The following is a 26,953-nucleotide window of genomic DNA, read 5'->3' on the forward strand; positions in this document are numbered from 1 at the left end:
CTCAGTCTTCTCCGCGGACCATGGTGAAGAACTCGACGCGCGTCTGCGCGGCCGTGGCCGCAGCGTGCGCGGCGCGGCTGGCGTGTGCGTCGGCCAGCGGTGCGAGCACCAGGTCCTGCACGCGCTGGTGCCAGGCCGGACGCTGCAGCAGCGCGTCCAGCACCGCGGCCTGCTCGGCATGGCGCTCGCTGCGGCCCTGGACATAGGCGATGCCGGCGACAACGTCGGCGCCGACGTCCTCGAGCACGACCGCGCAGCGCGTGACGGTGATCTCGCCAAGGTTGAACTGCGCCCCGGTGCCGCCGGCGCGGCCGCGCACCATGGCCATGCCGGCCTGCGGCTTGCGCAGCAGGCGGTAGGCGGGCAGGGCCTGCGCTTGCGCAAGCCGTTGGTAGGCACCGTCGAGCGCTTCGGTCGGCGCGGTCGCCAGGATCCGCAGCCAGCCGGCGCGGGCAGCATGGGCGGCGGGCGCATCGGGCCGCGCGGTTTCGCTTTGCATCATCACCCCTATACGTCTATACGTTTAGATGTCGTTGCTGGAACACGCAGCCACTAGACCACAGCCAAATGAACGTTTCATGACGGGGCAAGGGATTGCTCGGGCACGCTGCCGGCGCGGCATGACTCAGGCACAATCGCACGGCATGGGTTAACGCTTGATGACAAAGAGGACAGCGCAAGATGTCTGATCGAGAAGTGGAACGGGGTTCGGGCGTCGCGGTGTGGCGCCAGATTGGCGAGGCGCTGGCGGACGACATCCGCAAGAAGCTGTACCTGCCGGGCGAGCAATTGCCGCCGGAGCCGGAGCTCGCCAACCGCTTCGCGGTGAACCGGCACACCATCCGCCGCGCCATGGGCGAGCTGGAGCTGAGCGGGCTGGTGCGGATCGAGCAGGGCCGCGGCACTTTCGTGCAGGAGCACGCCATCGACTACGCCATCGGCCGCCGCACGCGCTTCTCGCAGAACCTGGCGGCGCAGGGCGTGCGCGGGCATACAGAAGTCGTCGCCAGCCAGGTGGTGCGCGCGCCGGACGTGGCCAGGCAACTGGGGCTGGCGCGCACCGCCGAGCTGCTCCATGCGCAGATGATCGGCAAGGCCGAGGACCGCACCATCGACGTGGCCGAGCATTACTTCGAGCTCAAGCGCTTTCCCGGCATCGACGAGGTGCTGCGCGCCAAACAATCCGTCTCGCGCGCGCTGGCGCATTTCGGCATTGCCGATTACACCCGCAAGTGGTCGCGCATCACCGCGGCGATGCCCAGCGCGCCGGTGGCGCGGATGCTGAACCAGCCCAAGACGCGCCCGGTGCTGCAGGTCGAGGCGCTGAACGTCGATATCGACGGCAACCCGGTGCAGTACAGCGTGGTGCGCTTCGCCGGCGACTGGGTGCAGCTGACGGTGTCCGACCGTGACTGAGGCGGCCGCGCCGGATTGGTCTAGACATCCGGCTGTCATCTGCCTGCGCTACTGTCTGCGGTCAACCCCACCAAACCGGGGCAGCCTGCGCCTGCGCGCGCGTGCTGCCGCTGGTAACCTTGCCGCATGACCCAAGCCGCGTACCGCTACGCCATCTACCTGTCGCCATCCGGCCCGCTCGCCACCTTCGGCAACCATTGGCTGGGACGCGACGCCGACACCGGCGCCACGCTGCCCCCGCCCGGCGACATTCCCGCCGCGCCGGCGGACTGGATCAGGGCGCCGGCCCGCTACGGCCTGCACGCCACCCTGAAGCCGCCGTTCCGGCTTGCCGCGGGGGCCAATGGCGCCATGGTCGATGCCGCCGCCCGGGATCTCGCGCGCCGGCAGGCGCCGTTCGACGCACCGCTGGCGTTGCGCGCGCTGCGTGGTTTTGTCGCGTGGACGCTCGCCGATGGCGGCTCGCCGCCGATGCAGGCGCTGGCCGATGCCTGCGTGCTGGGCTTCGAGCCCTTGCGCGCGCCGCCTTCGGCGCAGGAACTGGCCAGGCGCGCGCCGGACCAGCTGAGCGATGCGGAGCGCCGCATGCTTGACGCATGGGGCTATCCCTATGTGTTCGGCACCTTCGTGTTCCATATCACCCTGACCGGCATGCTCGATGCCGCCGGCCAACGCGCCGCGATCGCGCGGCTGGAAGCGGCCAGCGGCAGGCTGCTGCAAGCGCCGATGCGGGTGCACCGCATCAGCGTGTTCGTGCAGCCGGCCCAGGGCGAGGACTTTGTCGTCGCCCGCCACTACGGCTTCGATGGCAGCACCGCGGACGGCGCCGGCGCGGCGTACCTGGGCGCATGAGCACGGCGACCGTGGCCGACGGACACGGCCTGTTCTACCTGATGGGACCGTCCGGCAGCGGCAAGGACTCGCTGCTGCGCGCGCTGCGCGAGCGCCTGCGCGCCGACCACCGCATCGTCATCGCGCATCGCTACATCACCCGCGCCGCCGACGCCAACGAGGCCTCGGTAGCGCTCACGCCCGAAGAGTTCCAGCGCCGCCGGGCGCTGGGCTGCCTGGCGCTGGACTGGCGCAGCCACGGCCTGCACTACGGCATCGGCATCGAGATCGAGCAGTGGCTGGCGCGGGGCCTGACGGTGATCGTCAACGGCTCGCGCGAGTACCTGCCGCAAGCGGTGGCGCGCTACCCCAGGCTGTGCGCGGTGCACGTGCGGGTGCAGCCGGAAGTGCTGGCGGCACGCCTGCGCCAGCGCGGACGCGAAGCGGAAGACGCGATCGCCGGACGGCTGGCCCGCGCACGGCAGGCGTTCACCGTGCCGCCCGGATGCCGGCTGGTCGAGATCGACAACAGCGGCGGGCTGGAAAGCGCGGTGGCGGCGCTCGCGCAACTGGTGGGCGCCGCGCCCGCGGCGGCCCGGCAAGCCTGAGTTCAGAGCCCGATGCTGAAGCTGATGCCATGCTCGGTAAAGCCGAGCTGGCGATAGAACTGGTGGGCGCGCAGGCGGCGCGCGCTGGATGACAGCGCCAGCTTGGCCGCGCCGGACTCGCGCGCCAGCCGCATCGCCTCGCGCATCATGGCCTTGCCGATGCCCATGCCGCGCGCGGCCGGCGCCACCACCACGGCTTCGACGATCGCCTCCGGGCGCCCGTCGTGGACCATCACCGGGAACACCAGCAGGCTGAAGGTGCCCAGCGGCACCTCGTCGGCGCCCACCATCATGTAGCAGCGGTAGTCCGGATAGCGGCGCATGGTGGCATAGCGCTCGCGCATGATGGCCAGCGGCAGCGGCGCTTCGCCGTCCATCGCGGCCAGCAGTGCGGACAGGTGCAGCAGCTCTGCGTCGGACCCGCGCACTTCGCGCAGCGCGAGCGAGTTTGCGGTGGTCAGCATGGCATCACACCAGCACCTTGCGGATCTGGGCGGACAGGATGTCGATGGCCGAGACGAACACGATGATGATGATCATCACCGCGCAGGTCTGTCCGTACTGGAAGCTGCGGATGATTTCCCACAGCACCGTGCCGATGCCGCCGGCGCCGACGATGCCCACCACCGACGCCGAGCGCACGTTGGACTCGAAGCGGTACAGCGCGAACGACAGCCACAGCGGCAGCACCTGGGGAATCACGCCGTAGACGATTTCCTCGATGGGGCCGGCGCCGGTGGCGCGCACGCCTTCCACCGGGCGCGGGTCGATGGCTTCGACGGCTTCGGCAAACAGCTTGGCCAGCACGCCGGTGGTGTGGATCCAGATCGCCAGCACGCCGGCAAACGGGCCCAGCCCGACGGCGACGATAAACAGCATGGCGAACACCATTTCATTGATGGCGCGGCATGCATCCATGATGCGGCGCGCGGGCTGGTAGACCCACGCCGGCACGATATTGGCCGAGCACAGCAGCCCCAGCGGCACCGCCATCACCACGGCCAGTGCCGTGCCCCACAGCGCGATCTGCACCGTGACCAGCATCTCGTCGAGGTAGTGGCGCCAGTCGCGGAAATCCGGCGGGAAGAAGTCGGCCGCAAACCTGGCCATGTTGTCGGAATCGCGCAGCAGGTCGAGCGGACGCATGTCGGCGCCTTGCCACGACAGGCCGAGCACGGCCAGCAGCACCGCCCAGGTCAGCGGCACGGCAAGGGGCGTGCGCGGCGGGCGCACGTGGCTTCGGGGCGTGGGAGGCAGGCCAGGGGTGGCGGTGACGGTCATGGAGCGGTGCGGATGCGACGGGGTGGAATCGGTGCGAGGCGGGCGGCGCTGTGGCCGCCCGCCTCGGTGAGGCAGGACGCGGTGGGGTCAGCCGGCCTTACTGCGTGCTGGCGGCGCTGCCCGCGGCCTTGTCCAGCTCCGCCAGGCGGCGGCTCACGTCGGACAGGCGCTTTTCCTTGTCGGCGGCGGCGAGGGTGGTATCCGACTCGATCTTGGCTTTCTCGCGCGCCAGTTCGATCTGGCGGATCGGCACCAGCTGCGCATCGCTCGAGGCGCGGAAGCCCTGGTAAGTCAGGTTGGCCAGCACCTGCTTCTCGCGCGCGGCGTCGGTGCCCTTGCCGTAGTTGACGAAGAACGCCTGGATCTTCTTCTTCAGTTCGGGCGCCAGATCCTTGCGGTAGACCATCGGGTCGGCCGGGATCAGCGGCGACTTCCACAGCACGCGCACCTGGTCATAGGCGTTCTTGCCCGTGTTGATGCGATAGCGTTCCATGTTCTCGGTGTTGTTGACGGCCACGTCGACCTGCTTGTTCAGCACCGACAGCAGGTTGGTCTCATGGTTGCCGATGCGCACGGCCTTGAACAGCGTCTTGGGCTCGACCTTGTTGGCGTGCCACAGGTAGAAGCCCGGCACCGCCGTGCCCGAGGTCGAGTTGGGGTCGCCGGCGCCGTAGGTCAGGTCCTTGCCGCGCCTAATCACGTCCTCGACGCTCTTCAGGTCGCTGTCCTTGTTGACCACCAGCAACGACCAGTAGCCCGGGTTACCGTCCTTGTCGATCACCGACGCAAAGACCTCGCCGCTGGCGCGGTCCACCGCTTCCATGGCCGACTTGTTGCCAAACCAGGCGATCTGCACCTTGTTGAAGCGCATGCCTTCGATGATGCCGGCATAGTCGGAGGCGAAGAACGGCTTGACCGGTACGCCCAGGGTCTTGCTCAGGTCGTCGATCAGCGGCTGCCATGCGGTCTTCAGGTTGGACGACGATTCGGTCGAGATAAAGCCGATGTTGAGGCTCCTGGCTTCCTGGGCAAAGGCGGGCAGGGCGAGCGCGGCCGAGGCCGCGACGGCGATAAAGGTTCTGCGAAGCATGGGCAACTCCGGTGGAAGGCGGTTGGTGCGGTTTGGTGGGAATGGGCCGGCGGCAGCCGTTCAGGCGGCGGCCAGGTTCATCGTGACCAGCGCCGGCGCGGGCATGGGCACGGCGCTGTCGTCGTCCTCGGGCACGGCGTCGCGCAGCAGTTCGTCGGCTTCGGTGCCGTAGAGGTCGCGCAGCATGGCCGGCGTCAGCGACGCCGAGGGGCCGTCGTAGACCACCTTGCCGTGGCGCAGCGCCACCACGCGCGGGCAGTAGCGCATGGCCACGTCGACCTGGTGCAGCGACACCACCACCGCCACCTTGCGGCTGCGGTTGATCTGCCTGAGCAGCGACATTACGCGGCGCGAGGATTCCGGGTCGAGCGAGGCGATCGGCTCGTCGGCCAGGATCACGCTGGCGTTCTGCACCAGCGTGCGCGCAATCGCGGCGCGCTGCTGCTGGCCGCCCGACAGCGTCGAGGCCCGCTGAAAGGCATAGTCGTCTATACCAACTTGCGCAAGCGCGTCGAGCCCGCTGCGGATTTCATCGGCCCTGAACACGCGCAGCAGGCTGCGCCACTTGGGTACGCGCGCCAGCATGCCGGCCAGCACATTGGTGATGACCGGCAGGCGTCCCACCAGGTTGAACTGCTGGAACACGAAACCGATTTCGCGCCGTACCTGGCGTACGTTGCCCGCCAGCCGGCCATTGCGCTGCACGTGGCGGCCGTTGACCAGGATCTCGCCGGCGCCGGCGTCGCCGGTGACGAAGCCGGCCACGTGGCGCAGCAGCGTAGACTTGCCGGAACCGGACGCGCCCAGCAGCGCGACCATCTCGCCCGGCGCGATCTGCAGCGTGACATCGTCAAGCGCCTTGCGGTCCGCACGGAACGATTTGCTCAAGCCGCGGACTTCAATTGCGTGCGTCATGTCGACTCCCCTGACTTGAATGACCTGCGCATTCTGGCGGGGGTGGATGACAGAACGATGACTGGCGGACCGATCCGGAACGGTCATCGGACACCGGCTTTTGCGGGGCCCGGCCGGGGAGCCGGTAAAGTCTCGCTTATTTCCCCGCGCCGGCTGCGCTGTCCGCCGGCGCGCAATAGTCCGACGGTCTGATATGAACAAGACGCTAGAGAGGGCAATGCAGGGCATTGCCGCCGCCGCGGCGCTGCTTTGCGGCGCCGGTGCCCATGCCGCCGAGCGTGTCGACGCGACCACGCTCGAGCGCGTCGTCGACGCGGCGATCCGGCCGGTGATGCAGGCGCACGATGTGCCGGGCATGGCCGTGACCGTCACCGCCGGCGGCAAGCAGTACGAGTTCCACTACGGCGTCGCCGCCAAGGCGGGCGGCCGCAAGGTCGACGCCGACACGCTGTTCGAGATCGGCTCGGTCAGCAAGACCTTCACCGCGACGCTGGCCGCCTATGCGCAGGCGCGTGGCGACCTGTCGCTGACCGATCCTGCGGCGAAGTACCTGCCGCAACTCGCGGGCAGCAGCGTGGGTGCGACCAGCCTGCTGGACTTGGGCACCTATGCGGCCGGCGGGCTGCCGCTGCAGTTCCCGCAGGGCGTCACCGACACCGGCAGGATGGTCGACTATTTCCGCAACTGGCGTCCCCGCTACGCCGCCGGGACCCACCGGCAGTACTCGAATCCCAGCATCGGCCTGTTCGGCTACCTGGCCGCGCGCAGCATGGGCCAGCCGTTCGAGGCGCTGATGGAGCAGACCCTGTTCCCCGCGCTGGGCCTGCGCAGTACCTACATCACGGTGCCGCAGGCGCGCATGAAAGACTATGCCTATGGCTACGGCAGGGACGGCAAGGCGGTCCGCGTCAGCCCCGGCGTGCTGGATGCGCAGGCCTACGGCGTGAAGACCACGGCGGCCGACATGATGCGCTTCGTCATGGCCAACATCGACGGCAGCGGACTGGACGAGACCTTGCGGCGCGCGCTTGCCACGACCCGCACCGGTTACTTCAAGGTCCGCGACATGGTGCAGGGGCTGGCGTGGGAAATGTACCCCTGGCCGGCGCAGCGCGACAGCGTGCTGGCGGGCAGCTCGCCGCAGGTGGTGTTCGAGGCCAACCCGGTGGCGCGGCTGGAGCCGCCGCAGGCGGCCCGCAGCGCCATGCTGGTCAACAAGACCGGCTCGACCAATGGCTTCGGCGCCTATGTCGCCTACGTGCCGTCGCAGCGCATCGGCATCGTGATGCTGGCAAACAAGAACTACCCGGTCGCGGAGCGAGTGAAGGCGGCGTTCAGGGTGCTGCAGTACCTGGACGGACAGCCGGCGGGGGAGGGCAAGCCTTGAGGGGGTGGTGGATGCGGTCGGCTTCGCGGGCAAGGAAAGCCGATGGGATCGCCAGCGACATCGCAATTCAGTGCCGTAATGCTTCGAAGAACCAATAATTTTCGTCGGTGACGGAATAGTCCGGGCGCCTCGTGTGTATACGCAGGAAACCATCCCGGACCCGGCGCACGCCAGGCCCGGCCAACCGGAGACCCTGCGATGCAACGGAGAAACCCACGACTCGGCGTCGGCACCGCGGCACGCGCGCTGGCGGCGCTGTGCCTGTCGGTCGCGAGCCTGGCGGCGCCGGCCGAGAACGCGCACAAGCACCCGGACCAGGTTGCGCCGCCGCCCTTCGTCGCCAGTACCGCCAAGCCCTATGCCGGCCTGATCGATGACGCCATGGGCATGATGCACCACGGCATGACGCAGGCAGCCACCAACGGCATCCCCGACCATGACTTCGTCGCCATGATGATCCCGCACCACCAGGGCGCGATCGACATGGCCAAGGCGCTGCTGCTGTACGGCGAGGATCCGGCGCTGCGCAACCTGGCGCAGGGCATCATCACCGAGCAGCAGAACGAGATACGGCTGATGCAGGCGTGGCTGCAGCGCCACCAGGCCCGGCCGTCCCAGGCCACACCGCCGCGCTGAGCGGACCCTGCCGGTCGCGCGCCTCATGCCAATCGCATCCATCCCTCTTGCCCCCATGAAGAAGAACACGCTTGTCGCCCTGGCCATTTCAGTCGGCGCCTCCCTGGCCAGCGCCGCCCCGCAACCGCAGGACCGCGTCTACACCGCGGACCAGAACAGCAACACCGTGTCGGTGATCGACCCCGCCGCCAACCGTCTGCTGGGCCAGATCCGGCTGGGCAATGCGCGGCCCGACGTGCTGTCGCCGCTGTACAAGGGCGAACTTAACGTGCACGGCCTTGGTTTTTCCCCGGACCACCGGACGCTGATCGCCATCTCCAATGGCTCCAACTCGGTCGCGTTCATCGATACCGCCACCAACCGGGTCAAGGGCATCGCCTATATCGGCCGCTCGCCGCACGAGGGCTTCTTCACCGCCGACGGCAAGGAGGTATGGGTGGTGGTGCGCGGCGAAGACTATATCTCCGTGATCGATCCCGCCACGTTCCGCGAAACCCAGCGCATCCCGACCACGGCGGGACCGGGCATGGTGCTGTTCCACCCGGCGGGCAAGCTTGCCTTCGTCGTGTCCAGCTTCAATCCGGTGGTCGACGTGATCGACGTCAGCACCCGCAAGGTGGTGAAGCGGCTGGACGTGGCCAGCCCGTTCTCGCCCTTCCTGCAATTCACGCCGGACTTCAAGGAAGTCTGGATGACGCACAAGGACGTGGGCAAGGTCACGCGCATCGATACCGACCAGCTCGTCGTGAAGGGCGTGTTCGATACCGGCTTCATCACCAACCACCTGGCGTTTGCCCGCAGCGCGCGCGGCACGCTCGCCTACGTGACGGTCGGCGGCGAGAACGTGGTGAAGGTGTTCACCACCGGCGCCACGCCCACGCTGGTCGCGACCATTCCCGTCGGCGCGCTGCCGCATGGCATCTGGGCGGCCGACGATGGCTCGCGCGTGTACGTCGGCCTGGAAAACGGCGACGCGGTCGATGTGATCGACACCGCCGACAACCGCGTCAGCGCGCGCGTGCCGGTGGGCCAGGCGCCGCAGGCGCTGGTCTATGTCAGCAACGCGGTGCCCGGCGGCGCCGGCAGCGCCAACCTGGTGCCGCGCGCGAACACCGAGCCGCTCAACCTTGCGCTCAAGCCGGTCCGCGGCGAAGCCAGGGGCTTTGTGGTGGCGCGCAACCTGGGCGTGGTCGACGCGCTCGAGGTCTCGTTGTTCAAGCTGAAGCCGGAAACGCAATACAGCGTCTACGTGGGCGGGCACAAGACGCCGGTGGCAAGCTTCAGGACCAACCCGGCCGGCACGGCCAACGGCACCGCGATCGGGCCGCTGCGAGAGGTGGTGCCGACGCTGTCGCCGCAGGCGCCGTCACCGGTGCAGCTGGTGGTGATGGAGGGCAACGCGACGCCGGACCCGGCCCACGCGGTATTGGTCAGCGCGCCGTGAGCGCGCCCGCGAACGGCGGCGCAGCACGGGGCAGGGCGATCACGGCACGTTGCTCTGGGTGAAATCGAACGGCTTGCCGGGCACGTCGTAGGCGCCGCCGAACTCGAACGGCGCGTTGCCCGACTTGCCGACGCCGATATGCAGCGGGGTATTGCCGCCTTGCAGGGCAATCGGCGCGTAGCGGTAGTTCATCACCTGCCTGCCGGTGTAGTCCGCAATGGTGATCACGCTGGTCAGCAGCGGGTTCTGCTGGGTCTCGTCCACCGTGATGGGATCGACGATGCGCGAATCCTGCAGCGTCTTCTCGACGGTCAGTCCCACCATGTCGACCAGCTGGATCTTCTGCGCGCCCCGCGATACCACCCACAGCCGGGTGTTGGAATTGCCCAGTCCCAGGTTGACATGGTGCTTCATGCTGGTGGGATTCTTGCCGACCTGGACGCTCAGCATCTCCTCGATCAGCCTGGGGTCGGGATTGCGGCCGGACTGCAGCCCCGCCACGGAGAACGCGCGGATCTTGCCTTCCTCGGTGGCCACCCAGGCGCGGCCGGGAACGGGCAGGATCGAGATCCTGACCGCCGTGGGCTTTTGTGGCAGGCGGACCGATTTGACGATGGTCGGCGCATAGTTGTCGACGGCAAATACCGGCGGCCACTGGGCATCGCCAGGGCCGGTGCTGGCCAGCGTCGCTTGCAGCGCGGCATGGCTGCCCTCGAAGTAGGTCCGGTTGACCTTGTCGAACAGCGGCTTCAGGTCCAGGAAGATCACCTTCTTCTCGGACTTCGAGATCACGGCCGCCACGCCGGCCCGCGATACCAGCCTGCCGTTGATGCCGGCACGCGTGAAGCTCCTCTGGTTTACGCTGCTGGTGGCGGGGTTTACCTCGGTCATGGTCAGGCTGGCGCCGCGGCGGCCGACCGGGTCGATGAGCCAGCCTTGCGTGCGGTTGTCCTGCATCACGGCAAAATCCGTCACCGCCGATACCTCCGTCGGCGCGACCATGCCGGGCAGGTCGATAAAGCCCAGCAGCTTGATAAAGACAAAGTTGGACATGTTGCGCAAGCCGGGGTAAAGGCCTGGCCACGACCCCGCGCTGGAGTCATAGGGCCCGCCCACCTTGCTGCCATCGGCCAGGCTGCCCAGCGCCAGCACCGCCACCTGTCCTTTGAAGCTGACGGTATCCCAGACCGTCACCAGCGCGAATTCCGAATTGGTCGTGATCGCGATCGCCGTGGGCACCTTGCCCGCCGGCAATTTCACGGCCGCCGAGTGCGAGGCGGTATTGCTGCCGACCGAGGCGATCAGCCCGTTCTGGAACGCGATCAGCGCCTGCGCGCAGTCGTGTTCGCTGCAGCGCCCCATGGCAATCGGTCGCCTGGGCAATTCGCCGCCGTTGGCCGCAATATGGTTGTGCAACTGGGGGTCGGTCGCGACATGCCCGTAAACCCACGGCAGTTGCGGTTTCTCGGCAACCGTCCCGGCGCTCAGGGCTAGCGTCAGCAGCGAGGTGACGCCAGGGTCCGACGCCGCATCGGCGCGATAAATGACATCCCCCATATTGCTGCCGTAATCGTTCTGCGAGCAATCCAGCTGGCCCAGCTGATAGATGATCTTCAGGTTTTGATCCAGCTCGGACTTGGGGAATTCCTTCTGATAGCAGGCATTGGCGTGCGGATAGAAGGTCTTGTCGCCCGGCTGCCAGTGGGTGGGCGCCGTCGCCACCGGCCTGGTATTGGCCGGGCCATAACGATAGGCGATGGCCTCGTCGCTGCTGTAGTCGGAGGCAATGGCCAGATAGGCTTCCCGCACCAGCTTGCCGTCGGCATCCAGGATGTCGTCGAACCATGGCCGCGACGGTGCTGCCGCTACTGCCGCGGCCGCGGCTGCGGACGCGGGTGGCGGTCGTTCCGCAGGCCTCTGCGCAGGCCTCTGCGCGGGCGCCGGCGCGGTGGCCGCGGCCACCGATGCGGTGCCCGACGGCACGGGCGTCGCGGTGCGGCGATCCGCCTGGCGTTCGCAGCCAGCCATCGCCAGCACGACGGCGCAGCCAGCCAGCGTCAGGTTGACGGCCCGACGCACGGCAGTGTGGTGAGATGGCAAGCGCTTCCCGGGCATCAGTCTCTATGCGGTGCAAAGGAAAATCGTGGAGGCGCAAGGATTCGCCCGATTGGACTTTGGCAGCTTTCGGGGCGCGGCTTAGTACGCCAGCACATATTTCTGGTGCATTGGCGGCGTGCCGCGGTCCATGTCTGCATTGTTATCGGTAATCGCCCCAATCGACGTTTCGGCACGCTTGCAGCTTGCGCTGCCGCATCCGGCACGCTGCTTGCTTTTTGCCACAAAACGACATAGGTTTCCTCATGCATATCGGTTGAGCCAATTCGTTCGCCGGCTGCATCAGGGGTCGAGAAACCGGCTGGCAAAGCGCGGGACCAGAACCAGGGACCACAGCGCGCGCGCAGGACGGTTTCGATAAATCGAACTGGGAGGAATCGATTTGTCGTGGCGGCGTCGGCGTTCGCGCCTGCGCCGCCTCGGTGTTTTCGTCGGCGGCCTTGCAGTCGGCCGCCAGCCCGAGTATGACCGGCTCCCCTAAGCCCCCGCGATGATCCAACTGCCCCCGCGCGTGCAAAGCATGACGATCCGCATGAGAACGGTCGCCTTGTCGGCGGCCTTCATGCTGATGGTGTTTCTGCTGGTGACCTGGATGGTCTCGTACCAGATGGTCAGCCATTCCCGGCAGGACCGCAAACAGGTCCAGGCCGTCTACGTGGCCAGCAAGGAAAAGGAGCTGCGCCACTACGTCGAACTCGGCCACGCGACGCTGGCCCGCATCGCCCAGGGCAGCGGCGAGGAGGCCGCGCTGCAGCAGCAGGTCCTTGCCGCGCTCTCGCGCCTGCATTTCGGCAATGACGGCTACTTCTTTGTCTACGACCGCCTCGGCAACGTGCTGCTGAATCCCGGCAACATGGGCATCGACGGGGTCGATTTCTGCGACCCGGCCGATACCGGCAGCGACCAGGCCAGGATGCTGATCAGCCAGGCGCAGGCCGGCGGCGGCATTGTCCGGTACAACTGGATCAAGCCGTCCTCCCGTACCGAGGCACCCAAGATGTCGTATGTCAGGACCGCCGACAAATGGGGATGGGTGATCGGCGCCGGCCTCTATATGGACGACATCGAGCGCGAACTGGCCGCGTTCGATGCCAACGCCGCGCGCACGCTGCGCGATACGCAGATCCGGCTCACTGCCTTCGCGATCGGCTCGGTCATGCTGATCAGCCTGGCAGGACTGGCCTGGAACCTGCGCAATTCGCGCATTTCGGGCGAGAAGCTGCGGCGCCTGGCACGGCGTGTGGTGAGCTCGCAGGAAGAGGAGCGCGCCCGCGTCGCACGCGAACTGCATGATGGCGTGGTGCAGGTGCTGGTGTCGTCAAAGTACCTGCTGGAGACCGCCCAGGTGCATCTGGAGCAGGAGCCCGGCACCGAGCCGGACAAGGAGCGCCCGCGCTCGCGTCGCCACGCGCCGCAGGCACTGCTGGCACAGGGCCTGGGCCGCCTGCAGGAAGCCCTGGTCGAGATCCGGCGGGTCTCGCACGGGCTGCATCCGGCCTTGCTGACCGACCTGGGACTGGCCGCCGCGCTGAGCATGCTGGTCGAGCAGCTGCACCCGCAGCGCGCCGTCGAGGTGCGCTTCGTCGAGCAGGGGGCCATCCCCGCGCTGTCGCAGGCGCAGCGCACTGCGCTGTTCCGGGTCGCGCAGGAGGCCTTGAACAACGCCCTCACGCACGCGCGGGCGAGCCGGGTGCAGGTCACGCTGGCCGGCAGCGGACATCACGTGGCGCTGACGGTGGAGGACAACGGCCACGGCTTCGACCTGAACAAGGTCCGCGCCGACGGCAAGGGCGGCATCGGCCTGCGCAATATGCGCGAGCGCATCGAAAGCCTGGAAGGCAGCGACTTCGCCGTGCACACCGGCCCCGGCGGCACGCGCGTCGCGGCCCGGCTGCGCCTGCCGCCGCCAGCGCACGAAACACAGACCAGGACCCGGCCCGGTCGAGGCCTGGGCCATCATTCCCCTGCCAGGAGGCCTGCCGCATGACCCCCAACCTTCGTGTGCTGCTGGTCGATGACCATCCGTTTGTGCTGGACGGCGTCCGCCTGCGCCTGGAGGCCACCGGGGAAATGACGGTGGTGGGCCAGGCCGCAAGCGTGGAGGAAGCCATCCTCCTGGCCGGCCGGCATGACCCGGACCTGGTGGTGTCGGACATCCACATGCCCGATGCCAACGGCCTGCAGCTTGCCACGCGCTTTGCCGAACGCTTTCCGTCGGTGCGCGTGATCGCGCTGTCGATGCACAAGGACCCGGAATACGTGCGGCGCGCCTTCGCCCTCGGCGTCGCCGCCTACGTCCTCAAGGAAGCGCCTGCGCAAGAACTGGTGAGCGCGATCCGCACGGTGGCGGCCGGCGGCACCTATCTCAACGCCGAGCTGCAGGCTTTCCTGCAGACCGACGAGCCGCCGCCGTCGTCGCGCCGCGCGCTCACGCCGAAGGAGGCCACGGTGCTCAAGCTGCTGGCCGAGGGCCGCTCCAACAAGGAGATCGCCGAGCGGCTCGGCACGTCGGTGCGCACCGTCGAAACGCACCGGCTGCACCTGCGCCGCAAGCTGCAGGTGGGCGGCCGCGCCGAGCTGGTGAAGTACGCGGTCCACTTCTCCGACCTGCACGCGATCCAGCTCGCCGACGCGGCACTGGCCGCGGACTGCTGATTGCCCTTTACCCGTGCGATGTGTCCCTGCCTGGTGCGCTTGCACTGCGGCAGGGCGGTGGTGCGCACCATCATTGGGGCGCGGCACGCGCTCTCTGTATTACTGCGTAGGGGAAAGTCGTGCTGCTGTCGCGGCCGTTGTTTGCGTAGACTTTTTTCCGGAACAGGCGCCGGGCATGCAGGCATTGCTGACGGGCCGATGCGCCGATCGTGGGATACAACGGGAGAGCACCATGGACGAGCTGAAGCAAAAGCAGAGAGCGGCTGTCGCAACACCACCGCATCCGGAAGACCTGGCGACATGGACGCCCAAGCGGCGCGAATTCCTGCGCATGCTGGCCTACGGCGCCGGCTCGCTGGCGCTGGCGCCGCTGATCAGCGCGTGCTCGGACGACGCCTCGGCGGCATCGTCGGACCTGCGCTCGCAGCTGGCTCAGGATGAAGCCTTCTGGAGCGAGGTGCAGGGCATGTTCGTGCTCAAGCCCGAGAAGGTCTACATGAACATCGGCACCGGCGGCTCGATGCCCAAGGTGGTGCTCGATGTCTTCAGCCAGGAAAACCTCGCCAAGGCCGCCGATTCATCGAGCGGCTACGGCAACCTCGCCGACCTGCGCGCGGCCGTGGCCAAGGGCTTTGGCGTCGACGGCGATGAGGTGGCATTCTCCGGCAATACCTCGTCGGGCATGTGCCATGCGATCCTCGGCATCAAGTGGGAGCCGGGCGATGTGGTGGTCACCACCAACCACGAACACGGCGGCGGCCTGACACCGCTCAATATCGCGGTCGACCGCTACGGCATCGAGGTCTCGACCATTGCGCTGCCGGTCGGCAACAACCAGACCGCGAGCACCTATGTGCAGCTGTTCGACGAGCGCATCCGCGCGCTCAAGGGGCAGGGCAAGCGGGTACGCGCGATGATGTGGTCGGCGCCGACCTACAAGACCGGCACCATGCTGCCGATCGCCGACCTGATGCAAGTGGTGAAGGCCCACAGCCTGATCAGCATCGTCGACGGTGCCCACCTGCCCGGCATGATGGCGTACGACTACGGCGCGCTGGGCATGGACTTCATGTCCGGCGCCGGCCACAAGTGGCAGTGCGGCCCGGGTTCCACCGGCATCCTGGTGATCCGCAACAAGATGCGCCCGTCCAATCCGCTGCCGTTGCCGGAGTGGTATCCGATCCATACCAGCTCTTACGTCAGGCAGCCGCGCGGTGCGTACGACATCGCCGCCACGGTGACGTCCTGCGGCAGCCTGCACGTGCCGATGTTCCGGGCGCTGGCGCGCGCGTGCGAGATGTGGGACACCATCGGCAGGAAGAAGATCGAGACCTACGACCTGACGCTGTCGTCCTACCTGAAGGAAAAGATCGTCGAACGCTGGGGCGTCGAGGCGCTGTACTCGCCCAAGGACGATCCGAAGCTGCTGTCCGCGCTGACCTGCTTCAACCCGTTCCGCAATCGCGATGACGTCATGAACCAGCAGAAGGCCACGACGTTCGTCAACCGCATGCTGAGCGACTTTGCCCCGGGCTTCGTGATCCGCTCGGTGAACTTCGAGGTCATCGGCGCGCCGGCCCAGCACTACGGCATCCGCATTTCCACGCACCTGTGGCACGACGCGAACGACATCGACCGGCTGGTGGAATCGATGTGGACCCTGTCCGGCGCCATGGCGTAACCGGTTCCGTTCCAACACGACAAGAGCCAAGCTCATGAAACGATCTATCGCCCTGATTGCCGCGGCCCTTTGCGGCGCGGCCTCGCTGTCGGCCTGCGCCCAGCACGGCGGCACGCTGCGCGCCGTCGCCTCGGCCGACGCCCCCAAGGCCATCGGTCCCTACTCCCAGGCCATCCGCGCCGGCAACGTGCTGTATCTTGCCGGCCAGATCCCGATTCACCCGAAGACCGGCGAGTTGCTCAAGGATGCGCCCATCGAGGCCCAGACCCGGCTGGTGCTCGACAACCTGAAGGCGGTACTCGCGGCCGACGGCATGACCATGGCCGACGTCGTCTCCACGACCGTCTACATGAAGGACCTGAACGACTTCGGCAAGATGAATGAGGTCTACGGGACCTACTTCACCGGCGTCGCGCCGGCACGGGCAACGGTCCAGGTCGCGCGCCTGCCACGCGACGTTGCCGTGGAGATCGGGGCGATCGCGGTAAAGCCCTGACGGCATTGCGGCAGGGAGAGGGCAGCGGGGTACGGTTTGGGCCGTCCCCGCTGTTGGCGTTGGGACGCTCCCGACCCTTCACAAAAACTGAACACGCCTTAATCACCACCATCTTTCGTCTCCATCGGGCCCTGCTTACAGTCGAGCCTACAAGGAGATTCCCCCATGAAAGATGTGCTGGTGATCGGCGGCGGCAATGCCGCGCTGTGCGCCGCGTTGATGGCGCGCGAGGCGGGTGCCTCGGTGCTGCTGCTGGAGGGCTCGCCGCGACAATGGCGCGGGGGCAATTCGCAGCACACCCGCAACCTGCGCTGCATGCACGAGGCGCCGCAGGACGTGCTGGTCGATGCCTACCCGGAAGAGGAATACTGGCAGGACCTGCTGAAGGTGACGGGTGGCATCACCAACGAGCGGCTGGCGCGCATGACCATCCGTGCATCGTCGCGTTGCCGGGGCTGGATGCGCCGGCATGGCGTGCATTTCCAGCCGCCGTTGTCGGGGGCGCTGCATGTGGCGCGCACCAATGCCTTCTTCATGGGTGGCGGCAAGGCGCTGGTCAATGCCTATTTCCGCAGTGCCGAGGCGCTTGGCGTTGAGATCCGCTACGACACCCAGGTGGTCGGTATCGAGCGCGACGGTGACCGTTTCATCGCGGCGGTAACCGCTGCCGGCGAACGCATCGAGGCCAGGACCTGCGTGCTGGCCGCCGGCGGGTTCGAGTCGAACCGGGACTGGCTGCGCGAGGCGTGGGGCCGGAACGAACGCGGCGAGTGGCCGTCGGACAACTTCCTGATCCGCGGCACGCGCTTCAACCAGGGCGTGCTGCTGCGCCATATGATCGACGCCGGGGCCGATGCGATCGGCGATCCGACCCAGGCGCACATGGTGGCGATCGACGCGCGCGCTCCGCTTTATGACGGCGGCATCTGCACGCGGATCGACTGTGTCTCGCTCGGCGTGGTCGTCAATCGCGACGGCGAGCGCTTCTACGACGAGGGCGAGGATTTCTGGCCCAAGCGCTACGCCATCTGGGGACGTCTGGTCGCGCAGCAGCCGGGGCAGATCGGCTACTCGATCATCGACCAGAAGGCCATCGGCCGCTTCATGCCGCCGGTGTTCCCGGGCACGAGCGCCAATACGCTCGGCGAACTGGCGCGCAAGCTCGGCTTGCCCGAAGCCACTTTTGTGCAAACCGTCGAAGCCTTCAACGCGGCATGCCGGCCCGGCAGCTTCGACCACACGGTGCTGGACGACTGCGCCACCGCGGGCATCGCGCCGGCCAAGACGCACTGGGCGCGGCCGCTCGACACGCCGCCCTACATCGGCTACGCGCTGCGTCCGGGCGTGACCTTTACTTACCTGGGCCTCAGAGTCAACGAAAACGCCCAGGTCTACTTCGATGGCAGGCCCAGCCCGAACCTGTTCGTCGCCGGCGAAATGATGGCCGGCAACGTGCTGGGCAAGGGCTATACCGCCGGCGTCGGCATGGCGATCGGCACCGCCTTCGGCCGCATTGCCGGCGTGCGCGCCGCGCATGCCTGCGGCTTCGAACATCCCGATTTCGACATGGAGCAGTCCAATGCCATCGCTAGCTGAGCTGGTCGATCAGGCTCGTGCCAACGCGCAAGGCGTGGGCGGGGCGGAGCGACGCGTGATTCCGGTCCATCCCGTCTTGCCGCTGACGGCCGCCGAAGGCGAAGTCGCGCGCATCCTGCAGATCTGCAATGCCTGCCGCTATTGCGAAGGCTTCTGCGCGGTGTTTCCCGCGATGACGCGGCGGCTCGAGTTTGGCCGCGCCGACGTGCACTATATGGCCAATCTGTGCCACAACTGCGGGGCCTGCCTGCATGCCTGCCAGTACGCGCCGCCGCACGAGTTCGCCGTCAATGTGCCGGTGGCGATGGCCGAGGTCCGGGGCCAGACCTACCGGGACTATGCCTGGCCGCCAGCACTGGGCGCGCTGTACCGGCGCAATGGCCTGACCGTGTCGCTGGCGCTGGCGCTTGGCCTGACCCTGTTCCTGCTGCTGGCCGCGGCGCTCAACGGTACGTTGTGGGGCGGAACTGCCAGCGGCAATTTCTACGCGCTGTTCCCGCACAACCTGCTGGTGTCGATGTTTGCGCCGGTGTTCGGCTTCGTCGTGCTTGCGCTGGCCATGGGCGTGCGCAGGTTCTGGCGCGAAGTCACCCCCGCGACCAGCGGTGCGCCAGTGAGCGCGCCGGCGGCGGCGGAAGCAGGAGCCGCCGTGCTGCGGCTGAAATACCTCGACGGCGGCCACGGTGCCGGCTGCAACAACGCCGACGACGCCTTCACGCTTGCGCGCCGGCGTTTCCACCATCTGACCTTCTACGGCTTCCTGCTGTGCTTTGCCGCCACCGCCGTGGCCACGGTCTATCACTATGCCTTCGGCTGGCACGCGCCATACGAACTGCCGAGCCTGCCCAAGGTGCTCGGTGCGCTCGGCGGCGCCAGTCTCGCGCTCGGCACCGCGGGGCTCGGCTGGCTCAACCTGCAGCGTCACCGCCTGCACCTGGCGCCAGGCCAGCGGCCGATGGACCTGGGCTTCATCGCCTTGCTGTTCCTGACCGCCACCAGCGGCCTGGCGCTGTGGCTGGGGCGCGCCACGCCGGCGATGGCGATGCTCCTGTGCCTGCACCTGGGGGCGGTAATGGCGCTGTTTGCCACCATGCCCTACGGCAAGTTTGCCCACGGCGTGTTCCGCAGTGCCGCGCTGCTGCGCCATGCGGTGGAAAAACGCCGCCCCAACCCGGTCGGGCTCGGGGCGGACTGAGCGGCTGGCTGGCTGACGCCTGGCCAGTCCCCACGCTTTTCCAGACAGAACCTTTCCAGAACGACAATACGGAGACCGATTCGATGGACCGTCGATTGATCCTGCGCGCACCCTTGCTGGCCGCGCTCTGTTTTTCCTTTTCACCGGGTCTTGCGCAAGCGCAGCCGATCGCCGGCGGCAAGCCGGTCACTCTGGTGGTGGGCTTCGCCGCCGGCGGCGCCGCCGATGCCGCCGCGCGACTGATCGCCAAGAAACTGGCGGACAACCTCGGTCAGCCGGTCGTCGTCGACAACCGCGGCGGTGCCGGCGGCAATATCGCTCACCAGTTGGTGGCGCGCGGCCCGGCCGATGGCAGCATGCTGCTGTTCGGCTCGATCGGGCCGCTGACCATCGCGCCGCATCTGATGAAGCTGCCCTACGATCCGTTCAAGGACCTGGCGCCAGTCTCGGGCGGGGTGAACTTTCCCAATGTGCTGGTGGTACACAAGGGCGCCGGCGTGAACAAACTGGCCGAACTGGTCGCGCTGGCGAAGAAGAAGCCGGGGACGGTGGACTACGCGTCGACCGGCGCCGGCTCGGCCTCCCATCTTGCCGGCGAACTGTTCAACCAGCGTGCCGGTATCGAGATGGTCCATATCCCCTACAAGGGCGGAGCACCGGCACTGCAGGACCTGCTTGGCCAGCGCGTGACCTCGTATTTTTCCGCACCGCCGACGGCGATGCCGCAGGTCGAGGCCGGCAAGCTGGTGCCGCTGGCCACCACCGGCCCGGTGCGGCCGGCGTACCTGCCCAACGTGCCCACGGTAGCGGAATCCGGCTATCCCGGTTTCGAGGCGCTGAACTGGTATGCCTTCGTGGCCCCGGGCAAGACGCCGGCCCCGGTCCTCGATCGCTGGAACCAGGAGCTCGTCAAGGTGCTGAACGACGCCGGGGTAAAGGGATGCCCTGAACAAGCATGGCCTCACACCGCAGCCGACCACGCGGCCGGAGCTGCTCGCCTTCATGAAGAAAGAGAGCGCAAAGTGGGGCGCGATCGTCAGGGAGCGGAAGATCACGGTCGATTGAGGCCAACGCTCAGACCGGGCGGCAGCGCGCCACCGTCCCGGCCTCAGTCCTTGTGCAGCGTCGCGCCGAACCAGGCGCCGTCGCGCACCAGGCTGCGCGCGGTATCGGCCAGCACGACCCGCGCCGCCAGCGCCGCAGGCGACAGCTCGTCATCGGAAAGGCTGGCCAGCAGGTTGTGCCGCCCGACCTGGGCGTCGGCCACCCGCGAGCGCACCAGCGTCGGGTCATTGAGGCGCGCGGTCGCTGCGCCGGGCTGGATGGTGGCGCCAAAGCCCGCGCGCACTGCATCCATCAGCAGCGACAGGCCGTCGATCTCGGCCACCACGTTCGGCGTCACGCGCACCCGCGCAAAGGCCGCGTCGAGCAGGGCGCGCAGGCCATGGGTCGCGCTCGGCAGGATCAGCGGCAGCTCCCCCAGCTGCGCAAGCCGGGCACGCTGGCTACCCGGCAGGCCCGGCAAGCCCGCAGCACCGAGCACATAGAGCTTTTCGTCGAGCAGCGGCGTCACGCTCCAGCGGCGCGCGGTCTCGGTGCGGAACACGATCGCCAGGTCCAGCCGGCGCGCATTGAGCATTTCGCTCAGATGCCCGGACAGCGCCTCGACCACGTGGACCCGCACGTCGGGATAGCGCGCAGCCATGGCACGCAGCAGCGGCACGCCCAGCACCGCGGCGGTCGTCGAGGCCAGGCCGATGCTGACATGGCCGGACAGCCGCGCCTGCTGCGCGGCCCGTACCGCATCGTCGGCGTGGCGCAGCGTCAGCTGGGCCTGCCGCAGGAAGGCAAGTCCGGCATCGGTCGGCACCACGCCCGTGGACTGGCGCTGCAGCAGGCGCGTCGACAGTTCGCGCTCGAGCCTGCTGATCTGCTGGCTGAGCGCGGAGGTGGCAAGCTCCAGTTCGAGCGCTGCCTTGCCGAAGCTGCCGAGTTCGCAGACCTTGGTGAAGTAGCGGAGTTGACGCAGTTCCATGGAAGGTTCGATGGCATCGCCTTGCGCGAGCGCCGTGGCGATGGACGGATTGGCTAGCCGTCGTTCTGTGCAGCATGCCGAGCAATGGTAGCACCTGGCAGGATGGCCGCGCGGATGGGGCAGGGAGGCAGTGGGACGGAACTGTCCGCGGCGTTTTGCGGTGAGGGACCTGCCCACCCGGGTCCGGGCGGGCATGGTCTTGCCTCAGTTGTAGCCGAGTACCGCGATCGTCGCGACGTCTGGGCGGTCGTTCGAGTTGTCTGTCAGCACTTCGGTGGGGGTCTTTGGCTTGCCCGCGCGATTCGGGACGGGCTGCGGCGCTTGCCGGACAGCGCCAGGCAACGAAGCCGGGGAGGGGGCAATGGTGGTGATGGCGTTCATAAGCGTGTTTCGAGGGTATGCAAATTCAGGTCTGCGACGCTTCAGGCGTGGCCTGCCGGGACAGGGCCATCGTGCGGTGTCCGGGTCCGGCTGCGCTTGATGACGCCGAGCACGATCAGCACCACCGGCAGGATCAAGAGGCCTTCGGCCAGTTCGGGATCCACCGGGAGCTTGATAACGTGCAACGCCTTCAGTCCCGCCGCCGCGATCGACAACACGTAATAGGAGATCGCCGCAACCGACAGCCCCTCGACGGCATGCTGCAGGTGCAACTGGTTGCGCGCGGTACGCTCCAGTCCGGCCAGCAGCCGGGTGACATCCCGTTCCTGCGCCAGGTTGACACGGGTGCGGAGCAGGTCGACCGCGCGCGCGACCCGCGCCGCGATCTGTTCGTGGCGCGACCAGACGCTGCGGCACGTCTCCATGGCGGGGCCGAAACGCCGCTCCATGAATTCTGAGATGGTAGGCATGCCTTCGATGCGCTGTTCCCGCAATTCCTGGATGCGCGCCAGCACGATGCGCTCGTAGGCGCGCGAGGCGCTGAAGCGCCCGCTGTGCCCGGACAGCGATTCCACGCGCACGGCCAGTTCGGTGAGCCGGTCGAGCAGCCCGGCATCGTCGTCGCCGGCGCGGCGCGCGTCCATGGCCCGCATCAGTTCCTGCAGCGATGCGTGGATGTCGTCGAGCTCCCGCCCCAGGCGGCGCGCAACCGGCAACGCCAGCAACGCCATCATGCGATAGGTCTCGATCTCGTAGAGCCGCTGCAGCAGCCTGCCGCCCTGTTCCTCGCGAAAGTCCTCGTCGATCGCCAGGATGCGCATATAGCCGTCGGCCCGCACGTTCCAGTCGCAATAGACCTTGCCGCCGCCGAGGACATCGCTGCCGACCAGAACCGGCCCGTCGAGCCAGTCACGCAGGTTCGCACTGACGGTGGCGGCCGCCTGGCCTGACAACAATTCCATCCGCACCGCATGGAAGCGCTTGCCGGCCAGCAGGGTCAGCCAGTCGGCCGGAACACCGTCGATGGCGAGGTCGTTGAAGTAGTCGGTGTCGTCGCGCGGACTGACGAACGTGAAGGTGGAGAACTCGGTGTGGCGCTCCCACTTCAGATGCCAGCCGAACCGAGACTGGATGGCGTAGTGCGTGACGCCGTCCGCCGGGAGCGCCATGCCGGTCTGTTCACACAGGGTGCGCACCAGATCCTCGTGGATCGCAGGATCTTCGTCCGAGTAGATCGCGTAGTGGGTCAGTGACACGCTGCCGCTGAGCCGGAGAAAGGGGCGGGCATGCAATTCCGCGACCAGGGAGGCGCGTAGCGGGTGGTCGACGAGCAGCGAAGCGGCGTTGTTGTCCATGCGAGCAGGGCGGATGCCGGAAGCCCGCGCTCTGGGCGCGGCGCCGGTTTGCGGTCCAGGTTTCGGGTTCGTTGCCGGTGAATATCGCACGCCGTTTGCAAGAAGAAAAACGCATAATATTGATTGTTGCGTCCAGTTTTCCTGATACCCATGAAGATGCTCGACCACGATGTGCTGGCCACGGTGATCGCCGTTGCCGAGACCGGCAACATGACGCGTGCCGCCGAGGCGGTGAACCGTTCGCAATCCGCCGTCAGCATGCAGATCAAGGCACTGGAGGAAGCGCTGGGCCGGCCGCTGTTCGTGCGGCGGCCGCGCAGCATCGTGCTGACGCACGAGGGCGAAGTGCTGCTGGGCTTCGCCCGGCGCATGCTGGCGCTGCGCGACGAAGCCTGGGCGGCGGTGGTGCGGCCGGAGGTGACGGGGAAGGTGGCGATCGGCGTGCCCGACGACTATGCGTCATCGCTGCTGCCGTCGGTGCTGAAGAAGTTCTCGACCACGTACCCCAAAGTGGAGATCCAGGTCGTCGGCCTGCCCAGCAGCGCGCTCGCGCCACTGGTCAAGGACGGCACCGTGGACCTGGTCTGCGGCACGCGCACGAAGGGCCTGTCCGGCGACTTCATCCGTCATGAGCCGATGGCATGGGCCGCCATGGCCAACGGGCCGCAAGTCTGGGAGGACCGGCCGCTGCCCATCGCCGTGTTCATGCCGGGCAGCGTGGCGCGCGAGAACGCGATACGCAGCCTCGACCGCGCGCGGATTGCGCATCGAACCTCGTACGAGAGTCCGAGCCTGCTGGGCCTGCTCAGCATGGTCGAGGCCGGCCTAGCCGTCGCCGCGCTGGCCCGCTGCGCGATCCCGCCGCAACTGACCATCCTGGGCCAGGCCCATGGCCTGCCTGACCTGCCGCCGCTCGAGCTGATCCTTGCCCGCAGCGCGAAGTCAAAGCGGCCGCCCTGCGATTTTCTTGCCGAGCAGATCATGACGGACCTGCGGGGCGGGGCGTTGCAGGTCTAGCATCAAAAGAGCACCAAAGATCACAGTCGCTCTACCGCTGAGCCCACCTCGGTCCCTCTTGAAATTTTTCGGCGCCGTTACTATTTTATTTTTCGCTCAGGCAGTCGCGACGTTGCGCGCTGCGTGTTTCTATTTGTTTGCCAGCAGCCTGGCAGGTGAATGGTAGCGCGTTGCCCCTTCGCCTCCTTGCTGCATCGAAGGAGGATACGACCATGAGTGATCTATTCTTCGGAACCGACCTGTTCAACGAGTTCGACCGCATGCAAAGGCAGATGGCGAGCTTGTTCGGCGGATTTCCATCCAGCATTCGCTCCGGCCGTTTCGGAGCCTTTCCGCCCGTCAATATCGGCGCCACGGACGACTCGTTCGAGGTGGTCGCGTTCGCGCCCGGTATCAGGCAGGACAAGCTCGAGGTGTCGATCGACAAGGGCTTGCTGACCATCAGCGGAGAGCGCGAACCGACGCATGCGGTCGACGATCCGGAATTGCGGCTGTACAAGCAGGAGCGCTTCACCGGCGCCTTCCGGCGCGTGGTCGAATTGCCGCAGGGCGCCGACCCCGAAAAAGTCCAGGCGCGCTATGCCAACGGCTGCCTGTCTGTCAGTGTTGGCAAGCAGGAAGCCTCGAAGCCACGGGCGATTACGGTCCAATAACGCGAGGAGCAAGCCATGAACGATACAACGCAAGTGGTTGAACGCAGCCAGGGCGCGGTGACAAAAGGCCAGGAGGAAAAGTCGCCGCCGACCGTGACGTTGCTGCCCGCGGTCGACATTGTCGAGGACAGCAATGGCGTCACCCTCTGGGCAGATCTTCCGGGCGTGACGAAGGACAAGCTCGAGGTGAATGTCCATGACGGTAACCTCCATATCGAGGCCGAGGCGGTGGTGCCGACTCCCAGGGAACTGCGCGTGCAACACGCGGAAATCCGGGAGCCTCACTTCGCTCGCGCATTTGCGTTAAGCCCCGATCTTGACACGTCAAGAATCGAGGCAAACCTGCACGACGGCGTACTGAGATTAACGATTCCGCGGCGTGAGGAAGCGCGCCCGCGCCGCATCGCAGTCACCGTGGCGTGAGTGGTCGCGGGTGCGTCGGCTGCGCCAGCTTGCGCGCTGCCGACGTGCCTCTTGCCCGATGGGCCAGGTGTTTTTCGTTGCGTGAATGGAGGACGAGATGAAGACGGATCTGGGCAAGTGGAATCCCTTCAAGTTCCTGCGGAGACCAGCGGCGGAGAAGCCATCCGGGGACGAGCCGTCAAACGTTCCTGTGCCCCGGCACAGGGCCTCCGAATGGCCGGACGTTTCGCGGCTCTTCTCCGGCGAACCATGGCGCGCGATGGGGGAATTCCTGCATGAACCATTCGCCGGCTTCAGCGGTCTGGACCGGTGGTTCGGCGACTTCAGCTCTTCCCGGTTCCAGCCGAGGATCGACGTGGTCGACGATGGCGCGGCATTGCGGATCACGGCCGAGTTGCCGGGCATGGAGCGTGAGGACGTGCAGACCACCATCGAGGATGGGGCGCTGGTGCTGCGCGGAGAGAAGCGACAGGATGTTTGCAGCGAAGAAAACGGCTGTTACCGCCTGGAGCGCGCATATGGGGCATTCATGCGCAGCATCCCGTTACCGGACGGCCTCGACCTGGACCACGTCGATGCGCGCTTCGAGCGCGGCCTCTTGACGGTGCGCTTGCCCAAGTCGGGCTCGCCGCAGGCTGCGGTCCGTCGAATTGACGTGAAATGAGCCGGATAGAAGAATGGGCCGGGTGGCAGCTGGCTTCTCGCTACCGTAGCAGCCAAACGGAAGCGGATTCTGGCATGCCCCGGCTCCAGGTCAATACGCATCTCTGGCTAAAGGAGACTTCGATGGAGTTTGATTCCGAATGGCTAACGCTGGGCAAGCATCGGCTGCGGCTGAGATGCGCGCGCGGGTTCCCCACCGAGAGGACGCGGCGTGTGGCGGAACTCGCCAGGATCGCCATTGAGAGCAACCTGAGCGCAGCGGCAAGGCTGGTCGAGGTAAGCAGTGAAGGCGAGAGGGCCTACACGGTCAGCGTCGGCACGACGTTTGCCAAAGACCGCGAAGCAGCCCCGCCCCTGGAGCTGGCGTTGGCCACGATGCTTGGGCTGAAGGTGGGCCAGGTCACCATGGAAATAGTGGTTGTCAGCCAGGCAGACGTCGACAAGCACTTTGGCGTCTATGAGCGAATGCTGGCAGAAAAGCTGGGCATCGTGCCTTCGATACAGTGAGGCTTCCGGAGCATCCTCGAACCAGGTCAAGGGAGTCGCACGCCGGCGTAGCGATGCGCTGCGCCATTGGCAATCGGAATCTCGGAAGGTGGGTTGGACGGGATCGCCGCGGGCGACCGCGCCGGCTACGAGGACACGTTTCAGCACGCATGCGTCAGGGCCTGGGCAGGTGGCGGAACCCCGGAGCCGGTATCCTTGTTCCCTGCACGTTCACAACCCGCATTTTCTATGTCCTCGGAATCCACCGGCCAACCATCGCTCATTACCACCGGCACCAGGGCCGGGCTGATTTTTGGTTCTTCGAAGAATTCCGGGGCCTGATTTGCCACATTCCGTATCCTAATGGCCGTTAAGACGGTCATAGGGAACGGGATGCTGGATCGGAAGACGCTGCAGGCGTTGGGCTGCTGGGATGGCTACAAGCTGGATCTGGTGGTATGGCCAGAAGGGGAAAGCCGTACGCTGGCGCTGTACCTGAAGCCGGTCAGCAAGGTAATGTACTGCGAGGAATGCGGATCGAAGTGTCGGCAGGTCCATGAGACGGTGGTGCGGCGCGTGCGGGATCTTCCGCTG

The 26,953-nt window shown here is 67.1% G+C and carries 26 protein-coding genes and 2 pseudogenes; 19 read left to right on the top strand and 9 right to left on the bottom strand.

Going from position 1 to position 26,953, the window contains the following annotated elements:
* Position 1: 1 nt before the first annotated feature.
* On the bottom strand, positions 2 to 502 hold the full coding sequence (gene phnG, locus A3AG_RS0105925; RefSeq protein WP_018004537.1) for a phosphonate C-P lyase system protein PhnG: 501 nt from the start codon (positions 500 to 502) through the stop codon (positions 2 to 4).
* Between the two features lie 179 nt (positions 503 to 681).
* Between phnG and phnF the strand changes: the two genes are divergently transcribed.
* The 3 genes from phnF to phnN all read left to right on the top strand — a co-directional run bounded on the left by phnF (position 682) and on the right by phnN (position 2,855).
* Positions 682 to 1,416 (top strand): phosphonate metabolism transcriptional regulator PhnF, encoded by a 735-nt coding sequence (phnF, locus tag A3AG_RS0105930; protein WP_018004538.1) that lies wholly within the window; start codon positions 682 to 684, stop codon positions 1,414 to 1,416.
* A gap of 126 nt (positions 1,417 to 1,542) precedes the next feature.
* Positions 1,543 to 2,268: a DUF1045 domain-containing protein gene (locus A3AG_RS0105935; RefSeq protein WP_018004539.1), complete on the top strand. Its 726-nt coding sequence runs from the start codon at positions 1,543 to 1,545 to the stop codon at positions 2,266 to 2,268.
* Positions 2,265 to 2,855 (top strand): phosphonate metabolism protein/1,5-bisphosphokinase (PRPP-forming) PhnN, encoded by a 591-nt coding sequence (gene phnN / locus A3AG_RS0105940; RefSeq protein WP_018004540.1) that lies wholly within the window; start codon positions 2,265 to 2,267, stop codon positions 2,853 to 2,855. Before A3AG_RS0105935 ends, phnN begins: the two co-directional genes overlap by 4 nt.
* Before the next feature lie 2 nt (positions 2,856 to 2,857).
* Here the strand turns inward: phnN and A3AG_RS0105945 are convergent, their stop codons facing one another.
* The 4 genes from A3AG_RS0105945 to phnC form a co-directional block, all read right to left on the bottom strand.
* On the bottom strand, positions 2,858 to 3,319 hold the full coding sequence (locus A3AG_RS0105945; RefSeq protein WP_018004541.1) for a GNAT family N-acetyltransferase: 462 nt from the start codon (positions 3,317 to 3,319) through the stop codon (positions 2,858 to 2,860).
* A gap of 4 nt (positions 3,320 to 3,323) precedes the next feature.
* Positions 3,324 to 4,136 carry a phosphonate ABC transporter, permease protein PhnE gene (gene phnE / locus A3AG_RS0105950; RefSeq protein ID WP_018004542.1) on the bottom strand — a complete coding sequence of 271 codons (813 nt, stop codon included), beginning with the start codon at positions 4,134 to 4,136 and terminating at the stop codon, positions 3,324 to 3,326.
* 97 nt (positions 4,137 to 4,233) lie between these two features.
* Positions 4,234 to 5,226 carry a phosphonate ABC transporter substrate-binding protein gene (gene phnD, locus A3AG_RS0105955; RefSeq protein ID WP_018004543.1) on the bottom strand — a complete coding sequence of 331 codons (993 nt, stop codon included), beginning with the start codon at positions 5,224 to 5,226 and terminating at the stop codon, positions 4,234 to 4,236.
* Between the two features lie 60 nt (positions 5,227 to 5,286).
* Positions 5,287 to 6,141, bottom strand: coding sequence for a phosphonate ABC transporter ATP-binding protein (gene phnC / locus A3AG_RS0105960; RefSeq protein ID WP_018004544.1), 855 nt, complete (start codon positions 6,139 to 6,141; stop codon positions 5,287 to 5,289).
* A 193-nt stretch (positions 6,142 to 6,334) separates the two neighbouring features.
* On the opposite strand from phnC, the gene ampC reads away from it, so the two are divergent.
* From ampC to A3AG_RS0105975, 3 genes are all read left to right on the top strand, one after another.
* Positions 6,335 to 7,528 carry a class C beta-lactamase gene (gene ampC / locus A3AG_RS0105965; RefSeq protein ID WP_035847990.1) on the top strand — a complete coding sequence of 398 codons (1,194 nt, stop codon included), beginning with the start codon at positions 6,335 to 6,337 and terminating at the stop codon, positions 7,526 to 7,528.
* 198 nt (positions 7,529 to 7,726) lie between these two features.
* Positions 7,727 to 8,164, top strand: a complete 438-nt coding sequence (gene copM, locus A3AG_RS0105970; RefSeq protein ID WP_018004546.1) for a CopM family metallochaperone — start codon at positions 7,727 to 7,729, stop codon at positions 8,162 to 8,164.
* Positions 8,165 to 8,219: 55 nt separating this feature from the next.
* Complete coding sequence (locus A3AG_RS0105975; RefSeq protein WP_018004547.1) at positions 8,220 to 9,608, top strand: YncE family protein; 1,389 nt, start codon at positions 8,220 to 8,222, stop codon at positions 9,606 to 9,608.
* A gap of 39 nt (positions 9,609 to 9,647) precedes the next feature.
* Here A3AG_RS0105975 and A3AG_RS0105980 read toward each other — a convergent pair whose 3' ends face one another.
* Complete coding sequence (locus tag A3AG_RS0105980) at positions 9,648 to 11,687, bottom strand: hypothetical protein (protein WP_018004548.1); 2,040 nt, start codon at positions 11,685 to 11,687, stop codon at positions 9,648 to 9,650.
* A gap of 526 nt (positions 11,688 to 12,213) precedes the next feature.
* On the opposite strand from A3AG_RS0105980, the gene A3AG_RS31435 reads away from it, so the two are divergent.
* The 7 genes and pseudogenes from A3AG_RS31435 (at position 12,214) to A3AG_RS33225 (ending at position 20,411) form a co-directional block, all read left to right on the top strand.
* Positions 12,214 to 13,710, top strand: a complete 1,497-nt coding sequence (locus tag A3AG_RS31435; RefSeq protein ID WP_240619800.1) for a cache domain-containing protein — start codon at positions 12,214 to 12,216, stop codon at positions 13,708 to 13,710.
* Positions 13,707 to 14,378, top strand: a complete 672-nt coding sequence (locus A3AG_RS0105995; RefSeq protein ID WP_018004551.1) for a response regulator — start codon at positions 13,707 to 13,709, stop codon at positions 14,376 to 14,378. Before A3AG_RS31435 ends, A3AG_RS0105995 begins: the two co-directional genes overlap by 4 nt.
* 232 nt (positions 14,379 to 14,610) lie before the next feature.
* Positions 14,611 to 16,059, top strand: coding sequence for an aminotransferase class V-fold PLP-dependent enzyme (locus A3AG_RS0106000; RefSeq protein WP_018004552.1), 1,449 nt, complete (start codon positions 14,611 to 14,613; stop codon positions 16,057 to 16,059).
* Between the two features lie 34 nt (positions 16,060 to 16,093).
* On the top strand, positions 16,094 to 16,555 hold the full coding sequence (locus tag A3AG_RS0106005; RefSeq protein WP_018004553.1) for a RidA family protein: 462 nt from the start codon (positions 16,094 to 16,096) through the stop codon (positions 16,553 to 16,555).
* A gap of 165 nt (positions 16,556 to 16,720) precedes the next feature.
* The gene (gene tcuA, locus A3AG_RS0106010; RefSeq protein ID WP_018004554.1) at positions 16,721 to 18,151 is read left to right on the top strand and encodes an FAD-dependent tricarballylate dehydrogenase TcuA; all 1,431 of its coding nucleotides are present in this window, start codon (positions 16,721 to 16,723) and stop codon (positions 18,149 to 18,151) included.
* Complete coding sequence (gene tcuB, locus A3AG_RS0106015) at positions 18,135 to 19,346, top strand: tricarballylate utilization 4Fe-4S protein TcuB (RefSeq protein ID WP_026163985.1); 1,212 nt, start codon at positions 18,135 to 18,137, stop codon at positions 19,344 to 19,346. The genes tcuA and tcuB overlap by 17 nt, the downstream gene beginning before the upstream one ends.
* Positions 19,347 to 19,429: 83 nt before the next feature.
* A pseudogene (locus A3AG_RS33225) lies at positions 19,430 to 20,411 on the top strand (Bug family tripartite tricarboxylate transporter substrate binding protein).
* Between the two features lie 43 nt (positions 20,412 to 20,454).
* Here A3AG_RS33225 and A3AG_RS0106025 read toward each other — a convergent pair.
* The 3 genes from A3AG_RS0106025 to A3AG_RS0106030 form a co-directional block, all read right to left on the bottom strand.
* The gene (locus A3AG_RS0106025; protein ID WP_018004556.1) at positions 20,455 to 21,381 is read right to left on the bottom strand and encodes a LysR family transcriptional regulator; all 927 of its coding nucleotides are present in this window, start codon (positions 21,379 to 21,381) and stop codon (positions 20,455 to 20,457) included.
* Between the two features lie 204 nt (positions 21,382 to 21,585).
* Complete coding sequence (locus tag A3AG_RS33925; RefSeq protein WP_157625328.1) at positions 21,586 to 21,762, bottom strand: hypothetical protein; 177 nt, start codon at positions 21,760 to 21,762, stop codon at positions 21,586 to 21,588.
* A gap of 41 nt (positions 21,763 to 21,803) precedes the next feature.
* Positions 21,804 to 23,117 (bottom strand): DUF3422 family protein, encoded by a 1,314-nt coding sequence (locus tag A3AG_RS0106030; RefSeq protein ID WP_018004557.1) that lies wholly within the window; start codon positions 23,115 to 23,117, stop codon positions 21,804 to 21,806.
* Positions 23,118 to 23,267: 150 nt separating this feature from the next.
* On the opposite strand from A3AG_RS0106030, the gene A3AG_RS0106035 reads away from it, so the two are divergent.
* The 6 genes and pseudogenes from A3AG_RS0106035 to A3AG_RS0106060 form a co-directional block, all read left to right on the top strand.
* Entirely contained in the window at positions 23,268 to 24,134 is an 867-nt protein-coding gene (locus tag A3AG_RS0106035) for a LysR family transcriptional regulator (RefSeq protein WP_018004558.1), read from the top strand.
* A gap of 212 nt (positions 24,135 to 24,346) precedes the next feature.
* A complete protein-coding gene (locus tag A3AG_RS0106040; RefSeq protein WP_018004559.1) occupies positions 24,347 to 24,787 on the top strand; it encodes an Hsp20/alpha crystallin family protein in 441 nt (146 codons plus the stop codon).
* Positions 24,788 to 24,802: 15 nt separating this feature from the next.
* Positions 24,803 to 25,210 carry an Hsp20/alpha crystallin family protein gene (locus A3AG_RS0106045; RefSeq protein ID WP_018004560.1) on the top strand — a complete coding sequence of 136 codons (408 nt, stop codon included), beginning with the start codon at positions 24,803 to 24,805 and terminating at the stop codon, positions 25,208 to 25,210.
* 97 nt (positions 25,211 to 25,307) lie between these two features.
* Positions 25,308 to 25,874 carry an Hsp20/alpha crystallin family protein gene (locus A3AG_RS0106050; RefSeq protein ID WP_026163984.1) on the top strand — a complete coding sequence of 189 codons (567 nt, stop codon included), beginning with the start codon at positions 25,308 to 25,310 and terminating at the stop codon, positions 25,872 to 25,874.
* Positions 25,875 to 25,996: 122 nt separating this feature from the next.
* Positions 25,997 to 26,380 carry a hypothetical protein gene (locus A3AG_RS0106055; protein ID WP_018004562.1) on the top strand — a complete coding sequence of 128 codons (384 nt, stop codon included), beginning with the start codon at positions 25,997 to 25,999 and terminating at the stop codon, positions 26,378 to 26,380.
* Between the two features lie 372 nt (positions 26,381 to 26,752).
* A pseudogene (locus A3AG_RS0106060) lies at positions 26,753 to 26,953 on the top strand (ISL3 family transposase); the annotation flags it as partial.

Origin of the sequence: Cupriavidus neocaledonicus (assembly GCF_000372525.1) — a bacterium.
In the GTDB taxonomy this organism is placed as follows: domain Bacteria; phylum Pseudomonadota; class Gammaproteobacteria; order Burkholderiales; family Burkholderiaceae; genus Cupriavidus; species Cupriavidus neocaledonicus.